This is a genomic window from Oleiphilus sp. HI0067 (assembly GCF_001635735.1).
Genome location: NZ_LWFI01001166.1, coordinates 41,280 through 51,035 on the forward strand (window position 1 = coordinate 41,280; position 9,756 = coordinate 51,035).

General features: G+C 42.6%; 11 protein-coding genes. 3 read left to right on the forward strand and 8 right to left on the reverse strand.

Translation table 11 applies throughout. The features are described 5' to 3' along the window. Positions 1–9 precede the first annotated feature (9 nt). The 3 genes from A3739_RS17225 to A3739_RS17235 form a co-directional block, all read right to left on the reverse strand. Complete coding sequence (locus A3739_RS17225; protein ID WP_068477652.1) at positions 10–276, reverse strand: monovalent cation/H+ antiporter complex subunit F; 267 nt, start codon at positions 274–276, stop codon at positions 10–12. Next, entirely contained in the window at positions 269–724 is a 456-nt protein-coding gene (locus A3739_RS17230; RefSeq protein WP_197472392.1) for a Na+/H+ antiporter subunit E, read from the reverse strand. The genes A3739_RS17225 and A3739_RS17230 overlap by 8 nt, the downstream gene beginning before the upstream one ends. 152 nt (positions 725–876) lie before the next feature. Continuing rightward, complete coding sequence (locus tag A3739_RS17235) at positions 877–2,349, reverse strand: NAD(P)/FAD-dependent oxidoreductase (RefSeq protein WP_068502191.1); 1,473 nt, start codon at positions 2,347–2,349, stop codon at positions 877–879. Between the two features lie 341 nt (positions 2,350–2,690). Here A3739_RS17235 and A3739_RS17240 point away from each other — a divergent pair, with 341 nt between their 5' ends. After that, positions 2,691–4,145 carry a malate:quinone oxidoreductase gene (locus A3739_RS17240; protein WP_068481870.1) on the forward strand — a complete coding sequence of 485 codons (1,455 nt, stop codon included), beginning with the start codon at positions 2,691–2,693 and terminating at the stop codon, positions 4,143–4,145. 35 nt (positions 4,146–4,180) lie between these two features. On the opposite strand, the gene A3739_RS28210 is transcribed toward A3739_RS17240, so the two are convergent. The 4 genes from A3739_RS28210 to A3739_RS17255 all read right to left on the reverse strand — a co-directional run bounded on the left by A3739_RS28210 (position 4,181) and on the right by A3739_RS17255 (position 5,900). Continuing rightward, a complete protein-coding gene (locus A3739_RS28210) occupies positions 4,181–4,387 on the reverse strand; it encodes a response regulator (RefSeq protein ID WP_068474989.1) in 207 nt (68 codons plus the stop codon). Then, positions 4,388–5,146, reverse strand: coding sequence for an ATP-binding protein (locus tag A3739_RS28215; RefSeq protein ID WP_156503837.1), 759 nt, complete (start codon positions 5,144–5,146; stop codon positions 4,388–4,390). A gap of 21 nt (positions 5,147–5,167) precedes the next feature. After that, entirely contained in the window at positions 5,168–5,524 is a 357-nt protein-coding gene (locus A3739_RS17250) for a histidine kinase dimerization/phospho-acceptor domain-containing protein (protein ID WP_197472393.1), read from the reverse strand. Positions 5,525–5,651: 127 nt separating this feature from the next. Further along, positions 5,652–5,900, reverse strand: coding sequence for a CHASE3 domain-containing protein (locus A3739_RS17255; protein WP_082878466.1), 249 nt, complete (start codon positions 5,898–5,900; stop codon positions 5,652–5,654). Positions 5,901–6,355: 455 nt separating this feature from the next. Between A3739_RS17255 and A3739_RS17260 the strand changes: the two genes are divergently transcribed. Both A3739_RS17260 and A3739_RS17265 read left to right on the forward strand, forming a co-directional pair. Continuing rightward, positions 6,356–7,312, forward strand: coding sequence for a triacylglycerol lipase (locus tag A3739_RS17260; protein WP_068481860.1), 957 nt, complete (start codon positions 6,356–6,358; stop codon positions 7,310–7,312). Between the two features lie 62 nt (positions 7,313–7,374). After that, positions 7,375–8,433, forward strand: coding sequence for a lipase secretion chaperone (locus A3739_RS17265; RefSeq protein WP_068502194.1), 1,059 nt, complete (start codon positions 7,375–7,377; stop codon positions 8,431–8,433). Positions 8,434–8,468: 35 nt separating this feature from the next. Here the strand turns inward: A3739_RS17265 and A3739_RS17270 are convergent, their stop codons facing one another. Next, positions 8,469–9,677, reverse strand: coding sequence for a site-specific integrase (locus A3739_RS17270; protein ID WP_197472394.1), 1,209 nt, complete (start codon positions 9,675–9,677; stop codon positions 8,469–8,471). Between the last annotated feature and the right edge of the window lie 79 nt (positions 9,678–9,756).

The window sequence follows — 9,756 nt, forward strand, 5'->3', positions numbered from 1 at the left end:
CTTATAATTTTAGTTAGATTCTGACGTGTACTCGAAAAACCTGAGTACTGCGACCATACCTATAAAGTTAATTAGCGCATACACGATGGCGATATCCAGAAAATCTGGTCGTCCCATAATGAAGCCAATCGTTGCGATGAATAAAACCGTCTTGGTGCCAAACATATTCACACCGAGAATTCTGTCATAAACAGTTGGGGCAACCATTGCTCGGGCTAGAGCAATCGCCATTACAATCAATATTCCTAGGCCGGATGCGGCAAGTACACTATCCATTTTTCTTACCCCATGTTTTAGCAATCTTATCTGCCATACCGCCTTGCTTGAGCTCTTCAATCGAAGAAGATTCGAGTGCATGAACGGTCACTTCTTCCTCATCCAAATCGACGCTTAAAGTCCCTGGGGTCAAAGTAATGGAATTTGCATAAAGGACCTTCTTATTTTCCGGAACGGACGAAACAGGCAATTTCGCAATGGAAGGCGAGACCTTGGTTTTACCTGTCCAAATAAGGCGGGTCACTTGAATACTAGAAAGAAAAATCTGATAAAGAAGCCAAGGTATATATATCAATGCAGCAAGAGGTGAACCGATTGTTCTAGGTTGCTCGTCAATCACATCCATTCGTTTGATTACAAGTAGAACGATAGCGACAGATATAGCACCAAAACTTAGTAAAAGAGGTTGCATAAAGCCAGAAAGAAGCAGCCAAAAAACCGCTAACAAGATTGTCCATTTTGCGAGGTACATAGACCTTTATCCTATTTTTATTTGGCCATCGCTTTGCGATAGCTCTCATAAAAGCGGGACAACTCTAACGGGTAAGTTTCTATTTGGAAACTTACCGTTTTCTTAGAATTATAAATTACGAGCTCAAATTATTGCTGTGAATACGAGGCGAATTGAAGGTCTTCATCATTCGGAATACGCATTTCCTTGACCCAGCGCCCCCAAGTATATGGCCATAAAATTGGGTTACCATGCGCATCAAGATACCAACTTGTACACCCGCCAACCCACGCCGTCGCATCGAGACCGTTCTTAACATAGGCGTTAAAGTTTTCTACCGCAATGTTTGTCGGCTCAACGGCATCAAACTTACCACTGCGCCACTGGCTAATGAGCTTCATAAGGTAATCACACTGTACTTCACTCATCGCGATAACTGAGAAATTACCGATCGGCGTGTTAGGTCCGAGAGTTAAGAAGAAGTTGGGAAACTTGGGTATTAACATAGAGCGGTAAACGCCTACGTTTTCTGCCCACGCATCATTGATATGGGTGTTATCTTTACCAATTAAGTTCATTGGGCGCATATACGCTAGCGGATCAAAGCCTGTAGACAGAACAAGCGTATCTAACTCATGCAACTTACCATCTTTAGTCACGACGCCTTTGGGCTCGATATGATCTATTCCTTCAGTAATAAGTGCCGCATTGTCCTTTTGAATCGCCTTATAGAAAGTCGTATTGATAATTAAACGCTTACAGCCAACTTGATAGTCGGGACGCAATTTGCGTCTAAGTTCAGGATCTTTAATTGCTAGCTTCAGGTTCAGCTTTACGAAAAACTCCATCAAAAAACGCTGAATTTTATGGCCTGTCACAGCTTTAGTGAAAAAATGCTCGACGAAAAACTTACCACTAGCGCGGCTGATACGATTCAGAGTCGGAAACCTACCTAATAAGCGTTTTACAAAATTAGGAATCGAAAAGTCCTTCAAGGGAAGAATCCATTGAGGCGTACGTTGGAATACGTTTACCTTTGCCCCAGAGTTAATTAGTTCTGGAATACACTGAGCGGCTGTAGAGCCCGTTCCGACAATACCAACAGACTGTGTCGCATCGAGTTGAACATCATGATTCCAATTAGAGGTATGGAACATGTTTCCTTCAAAGGAATCTAAACCTGGAATGTCGGGAAGGCTTGGATGATGCAGTATACCTGTCGCGGAAATAACGAAATCACATTCATAGTTATCACCAGTGCTGGTCGTAACTTTCCATACACCGTTATCAAACTTGGCTTCAGTAACCGTTTCATTAAACCGAATCATTGGCCGTAGCTCGTATTTATCAACCACGTTCTCGAAGTATTCTTGGATTTCATTACCACGAGCGAAAAAATTACTCCAATTAGGATTTGGCTCAAACGAATAGGTATACATGTGCGAGGGAATGTCACACGCAACGCCAGGATATGTATTCTCACGCCATGTACCGCCGACTTTTTCTTTTTTTTCGAGAACAATTACTTTCTCAATACCCGCATCTTTGAGCTTTTTCGCCATCAGAATACCTGTCATGCCAGCACCGATGACAATGACTGATGGATTACGTTTAAAAGACATGATTAATCCGTTTATGAATGTACAAACGAATAGCTTAATACAGGCCGAGGATGGCATTTAATGTCCTTGCTAACGCATCAGTTGTTATCAGAGGACAGTTAAAAGATAAGTACATAAAATCAATCACTTAAAGTCTGACATTTTATTAATCTGGTCTAACCTCCAATGAAATCGGACATTTAACCGTTTCAAATGAGATGCTTATATGGAGTAATTATCTGCTGAATAGTGTTTGATGTTAATATTCGCGCGTTTTATCGAACGCAGTGCAAGTTTTTATAAAAAACGTTGTGTCTAATGGCTTAAAAGGCCTAAAGCAGCTTTCAACACAGGTACACAAAATGGACGTAGTAATTATTGGTGCCGGTATTATGGGCGTTACTTTCGCGCATATCGCCAAAACCGTTGACCCTAAACTGAATATAACGATTCTAGAGCGCCTTGATCAGGCTGCTGGAAGCAACTCAAGTGTTTTTAATAATGCAGGTACCGGTCACGAAGCGAATTGCGAATTAAACTACACACCTGTCGATGAAGAAGTTATCAGTGTTGAAAAAGCCTTAGACATCCACGCTCAATTCAACGTCGCTAAGCAATATTGGGCAAACTTAGTAAAGAACGGAATCATTAAAGATCCCGAAAGCTTTATTCACCCGACGAAGCACTGCACGCTGGTAAACGAAGACAGTATTAATCTTCTACACATGCGCTATAAAGAGATGGCATCGCACCATTTCTTTGACGAGATGAAGTTGTCAGAAGACTTCGATGAAATTCAAAGCTGGATTCCACTAACGATGGAAGGTCGATCTCGTCATCAGAAGATGGCTGCAACACGCGTTGACCATGGCACCGATGTCAACTTCGAGTCGATTACTAAGCAACTTGCTCAGCATATGGAAAATGAGCAGAGTGCGGATATTCAATACAATACGCATGTTAAACGCGTGCACAAGAGCCCATCTGGTAGCTGGTTGATTGAATGCGAACAAAACGGCGTGGCGAAACAGGTGCGCGCAGACAAGCTATTTGTTGGCGCCGGCGGTGGTGCTTTCCCTATTTTAAAAGCGAGCCATCTACCAGCAGGTCGGCGCTTCTCAGGTTTCCCAGTTGGTGGTCGTTTTCTTGCAGCAGAGATAGATAAAGAAGTCGCCCAATCATATGGCGCAAAAACATATGGTAAAGCCGCTGTTGGCGCACCGCCAATGTCAGTTCCGCACTTAGATCTGCGTGTTGCTGACGGTAAATATTATCTACTATTTGGCCCATTTGCGACGTTCTCGCCGATTTTAGAGAAGGGTAGAGGAATCGTGGAGTTCATTCGAATGGTCCATTTACACGACATTCCTAACCTTCTTAATGTTGCCCGTGAACATTTCCCTCTCGTCACTTACTTGTTTAAAGAAACATTCAAGGGCGAAAGCGCGATGTTAAAAACACTTGATGAGTTTGCGCCGGGTCTTAGCAATAAATTCAATTGGAAGGTAGTTCAAGCAGGCCAGCGCGTTCAGATCATTAAAGATGGCGATCTACAAATGGGTACTGAAATTGTGACGTCTGAAGATTTGAGCTACGGAACATTGTTAGGCGCTTCGCCTGGAGCATCAGTCTCCCCAGAAGTTATGCTGCGCTGTGTTAAAACGTTGTTTCCAAAAATCGTCAAGAAAGAAGCAGCTCAAGAACGCCTTAAAACGCTCTTCGATGAAACTGATGTGGATGTGCTCATTGAGGATGCAGATAAATATAGAGAAATCAGAAACAGCGCTGACAAAATTCTCGGAATTAGAGAAATCTAATTAGGGCAAAGTTTAATTATCTAATACGTGCTTTATTAACCCTTGATAAAGCACGTTGACATCAACTGGTTTTGCGATGCAATCGTCGAAACCAGCTTCCTCATATATTTTCTATCATCAGCCATGACGTTTGCTGTAAGCACGATTACTTTCTGCTGCTTGTCAGTGCTTCTGATATGCTCACACGCAGTATTGCCACCCATGACCGGCATTTGAATATCCACCAATATCAAGTCAAACACTTAATGCTTTAAAAGATCTAAGCACTCTTGACCGTTCTCAGCGATCATGACGTCTGCGTTCGTTGGCAAAAGCATGGTTTCACATACCACTTGGTTAATTTGATTATCCTCAACTATGAGTGCGCGTTTGCCTGACAAATCTGGCGGAGGCACATCTGCCTTTTCTTCTTTAAGCTCAGCTGCCTCAGCGAACTCTAAAGGCAGGGAAACAGTAAACTCTGTGCCTTTGCCTTGCACGCTTATTGCAGACAGATCTCCAATCATTAAATCGACCACAGCTTTTGTGATCGGGACACCTAAACCTGTCCCACCAAATTCTAGAGTTGTAGTTGTGTCGGCCTGTTCAAATCGAGAAAAGACTTTCTCTACCTGATCTTGGCTCATGCCAATACCGGTATCTGCTATTTTGATTTGGACGCGCTGCCCAGCTTGCGATCCAACGCAATCAACATGGATCGTCACACTCCCTTCCTCTGTAAACTTAATCGCGTTTGAACAGAGGTTGAGTAAGATTTGCTTGATCCGTACAGGGTCGCCCTTGTAGTAATGATTAAACTCTCGAGGAAAAATAAACTCTAATCCGATTCCTTTTTCTGAGGCCGCGTCTTTAAACATGAACTCTGCAGTTTCGATTAGATCAACAATATCGAACGGAATGCACTCTAGCTCAATCTTACCAGCCTCAATTTTCGAGTAATCGAGAATGTCATTCACGATTGAAAGTAGGGAGTTACAGGATGTACGGCCTTTATCGATCAAATCATAATAGACAGGGCTATCTCAGAACTTATTTAGACGTAGAAGTTGGAACATACCGTATATACCATTGATCGATGTTCTGACTTCATGGCTCATATTTGCTAAGAACTCACTCTTAGCCTGATTCGCGTTCTCTGCCTGAATGCGAGCCGCATCTAATTCATCAAGTGATGCCTGAATACTTGTGCGCATGTCTTCAAAAGCGACGACGAGATCTTTTATCTCTCCATGCGCCTCAACAACCTTAAAATTAGTATCAACGCCTTTGCGAAAGTTCTTCGCTGACGTAGCAAGATCGATCAAAGGTTGGATGACACGCTTGTTCATCAATACAACAAATACGCCCATAAACCCGATGAGAACGAACAATGCTGACATTGATGTAAATGTACTTTGGTCTTGCGCGCACCTGTATGACTTTTCACGCTCGATTAGTAAGTGGCGCTTTTCTGCTATAAAGTCTGAGATAAGTTCTCTAATCTCGACCCTTGTCTTACGCCCTAGATCACTCTTCACTAGATCGAGCGTTCCCCTCGTCAACCAAATCAATAGTTTGTTGTAGCTCATCAAACTTCACATCGATCAGTGTCATCAACTTTTCTAAGCGGACTTGCTGATTGGGGTTATCTGACGTTAAGACTTGAAGATTACTAGCGGCATCTTTCAATGCCTTGATTCCGAAAAAATAGGGCTTTAAATAATCACCGGCTTCAGTCAACAGATAACCTCGTTGGCCAGTTTCAGCATCTGTTATTTAGCTCATTAGTTCTGTCGATTTCTGAAGTACTTCATCCGTGTGCAGAACCCATGCCTCATTAGTAGTAGAAGTGTCGTGACTTTTATATAGGAGCAGGGCATTCAGAGCGCCAATCAGAAAAAAATCGCTGAGAAAAAGAAAATGGAGCGTTTAATCGTAATGTTAGTCATTTGACGTGTTTGTTAGCTAAATTGTGACACAAGCGTAATAAAAATTTACGCAAGCTCAATGATCAATCAGATTTTCCTATAACTAAGACGTAGTTAACATAACTTTACAGATGGCCTGAAATGCTAAGCATAGGCTTTTAGACTCATTGCTCTAAAAATGGCCAGTTGGTAGCATTCACGCCGCTAGTACAAGATGTCATTCAAACAACGTTATATATAGGAAGTAATAACAATTAAGGAATGTTGTACGTCGTTTTAATATAAAAACAAAAGGAATCGATGATGCAATTCAAACTAAAGAAAGTATTCTTAGCGAGCGCCATATTCTTTGGCATGCTCATTCAAAGCTCTGCAGCTAACGCTATCTGTTGGTGGTGGCAAGATTGCAAAGCTTATCAAACTCAGCATCCAATTGTTTTGGTACATGGTCTGTCTGGGTTCGACAGCATCTTAGGCATAGATTATTTCTATGGCGTGAAAGGCGAATTGGAAGAACGCGGTGCAACGGTTTACATTCCTAATGTTACAGCATGGGAAGACGGCTACGTACGTGGCGAACAGCTGTTGGCTTACTTAGAAGAGTTGCAAGCGATCACAGGTGCACAAAAGTTCAACTTGATCGGCCATAGCTTAGGTTCACCAACTAGCCGTTATGTTGCAGGTGTCCGTCCAGACTTAGTTGCTTCTGTTACCTCAGTAAACGGTGCAAACAGTGGATCAGGTTTTGCGGATGCAGCGAGAGGAATCGTTCCTGTAGGTGGTGGTACAGAGGCGCTGATCGAAGGTGCACTTAACTTCCTTGGAGACATTATTGACGCTCTTGCCGGCAATTCTGAATACACGCAGGACGCTTTAGGTGCGGTAACGTTCCTAACAACACCTGGCGCGGAAGCATTCAATGACTTATTTCCCGCGGGTCGTCCCACATCTTCGTGTGGAGAAGGCGCAGCTGAAGTAAATGGTATACGTTATTGGTCATGGGGCGGCGACTTCTTGCTAACGAACGCTCTTGATATTTCTGACCCATTCTTGGCTTTCACCGGCGCAACGATCTCTGGTCGCAATGATGGTCTAGTAGGTAGTTGTCAACAGCGCTGGGGTGATGTTCTACGTGTGAACTACAACATTAACCACCTTGATGGCGTTAACTTGTTCTTCGGCTTATCAAACTTATTTGAAGTCGATCCAGTTGTATTGTTTGAAAACCATGCACGTCGACTTAAGTCAGCAGGCTTATAGAAAAAAGGGAAGGGGCTCAGTAGCCCCTTCTTTTATTCTACTTAGTTAAGTGTGAACACATTATGTATATTAAATTCTTAGTTGCTGTTGCTTTATGTGTCGCGACCTCATTTGTAATTTGGCAATACCAAGGGCTGGATCAGGACGCTCAAGATTTAGACACCTCTAAGACCAACCAAGACCATCAAAAATCAGTTATCGATTCTTCTCCTGAAGCAATCAACACTGAAACTCAGCAATTACCTTATGAGTCTGAGCACGGCGACCTTGTATCATCACTTCGCGGAATCTACTTTGATCGAGATTTGGCCGTCGATGAGAACGGCGATCTTCGTATTTCATCGGACCTAAAAGACATATTTGATTTCTTCTTTTCAGCTATTGAAGAAGAGTCATTGGAAACCGTTTTGGCGCGGATAGAAGAATATCTCAACTACAAATTAGAAGAGCCAGCCTTAAGCCAAGCACTTCAATCTTTAGAATCGTACGTTGCATACAAAACCGCGGTAATGGACCTAGAACTTACATTTTCAAGCCGAATTGAAAGCTTTACTACAGACTGGCCAATGTCGAGCTTAAGTGGTAGTTACCTTGATTTGATCGACGAACGCTTGCAGTTACTTAAGTCAATTCGAGCTGAAAACCTAGGCTTAGAAATGCATGAGGCATTTTATTCTGAGCGTGAACAGTATGATGCATATATGATTGAGCGACTCAGAATCAACGCTGATCAAGCAATGAATAGTGAGCAAAAATCAGCGGCTTTAGAATCACTTGATGCACAAATGCCGGCAGAGTTTATCGAAAGTAGAAGCGGCGCAAATCCAGTTCAAGTTCTGCGTGAGAGCACCACTGACAATCAAGAGCTTACTGGTGAAGAGCTATATAATGCGCGCGTTGAAGCTGTTGGCGAAGAGGCTGCAGAACGTTTAACGAGCCTAGACTCCCAACGTAAGGAATGGGATTCAAGATACACGAGCTACACAAGTCAACGCGATGAGATTTTACTAAACGATGCTTACAGCGACGAAGTAAAGGTCACCGAGCTTGAGCTATTGAGAGATTCATTGTTTTCTAGCTCCGAGAAAGTGCGCGTGATTGCGCTTGATCGAATCCAATAGATAAAGCACTTAGAATGCTCCACTAAGTCACGCTGCTATACATCGCGTGACTTACCACTTTCTGCACGCTTTTTGTTTTCACTCTGAACGTAAATAGTATCGGTAGTCGCCATACTTGCGTGCCCCAGATCTTCTGATACATCTTTTAATGCTCGACCTCGTTCAATCTCAAGACTGGCGCCTGTGTGACGTAACCAGTGCGTAGACACCTGCTGAAAACGTGCCGCTGCCTCTTCGCCATGGCTTAAGCGCATCGCTTCAAAAGCCTGGTCAAAAACCTCTTGTACCAACCTCGATAATTGGCGCGCCGTCATACCATTGCGGCCACGAATTTTCGCAATAATAGGGTGCGTTTCTCCCAATACAGGAAGACTGTTTAATCCTCTAGACGCTCGATATCGCTTTAAATATGGAATAAAGCTTGGTGGAACGGTGACGTCCCGTAACTTTCGACCTTTTCCATATACTTTTAACCACCAATTATCATCATTATCTTTCCAGAAATGTCCCATTGTTGGGACCCAGTCTGCGCGTTCTGAGAACTCTGAAATTCGTAAAAATAAGGTTTTTAAGGACGCAATGAGAAATAAATTCCGCTCATACTTTGAGTCGTCATTGGCCATTTTTTCAGCTACATCAAGCAAATATTGCCATTGATCTTCACTCAGACGTTTCACGTCTTTAACTTGTGCGTCTTTTATAAAATACTTGCAGTCTTTTTTAGCAACTTGAACCGGATTTCCGTAACAAATTTCCTCATCCATCATATGTTTATAGAACGCATTTAAAGCCGTAAACATTGCGTGCAAGGTTTGCTGCGACGGACGATATAATTTTTTATCTGGCTTAGACTGATCGCCTTTAGCTTGAACTAATCGAAATGGAGCCCATTCGGGATTGATTTCAAACACACCGTTAGAGAAACGATATTTCTCGTGATTCACAAAGCAAATCCAATTTAATGGCGGTTGCCAAAAGAAATCTGCATAAGCAAGGATGTCTGATTTCCGCAGCTCATCAATCGGTTTATCGGATACAAGAAACGACCACAATAAAAACTTTTCGAGTTCTGAACGAAAACGTGTGTAAGTATGCTGAGATTTGTTGCGACCAATATAAGACAAAAATTCTTGACCCCAGTGCCATGCATTGCGTTTCCATTTATCTGACTTTTCTAAATAGGTATTGAGTTCGGGAAAATCATCTAGACGAACATCTCTTAATTCATCGTATGTAGGAAACAAAGGAAACGGCTTTGATACGGGCATAGCATGTTATTTTTTTGATTGAGGTTATACACTAGCCTATCTTCATATTAGCCTA

Bases quoted from the DNA above. Each gene is read 5' to 3' on its own strand.
- A3739_RS17225 (WP_068477652.1), bottom strand. From the start codon at position 276: ATGGATAGTGTACTTGCCGCATCCGGCCTAGGAATATTGATTGTAATG.
- A3739_RS17235 (WP_068502191.1), bottom strand. From the start codon at position 2,349: ATGTCTTTTAAACGTAATCCATCAGTCATTGTCATCGGTGCTGGCATG.
- A3739_RS17240 (WP_068481870.1), top strand. From the start codon at position 2,691: ATGGACGTAGTAATTATTGGTGCCGGTATTATGGGCGTTACTTTCGCG.
- A3739_RS17250 (WP_197472393.1), bottom strand. From the start codon at position 5,524: ATGTCAGCATTGTTCGTTCTCATCGGGTTTATGGGCGTATTTGTTGTA.
- A3739_RS17260 (WP_068481860.1), top strand. From the start codon at position 6,356: ATGCAATTCAAACTAAAGAAAGTATTCTTAGCGAGCGCCATATTCTTT.
- A3739_RS17265 (WP_068502194.1), top strand. From the start codon at position 7,375: ATGTATATTAAATTCTTAGTTGCTGTTGCTTTATGTGTCGCGACCTCA.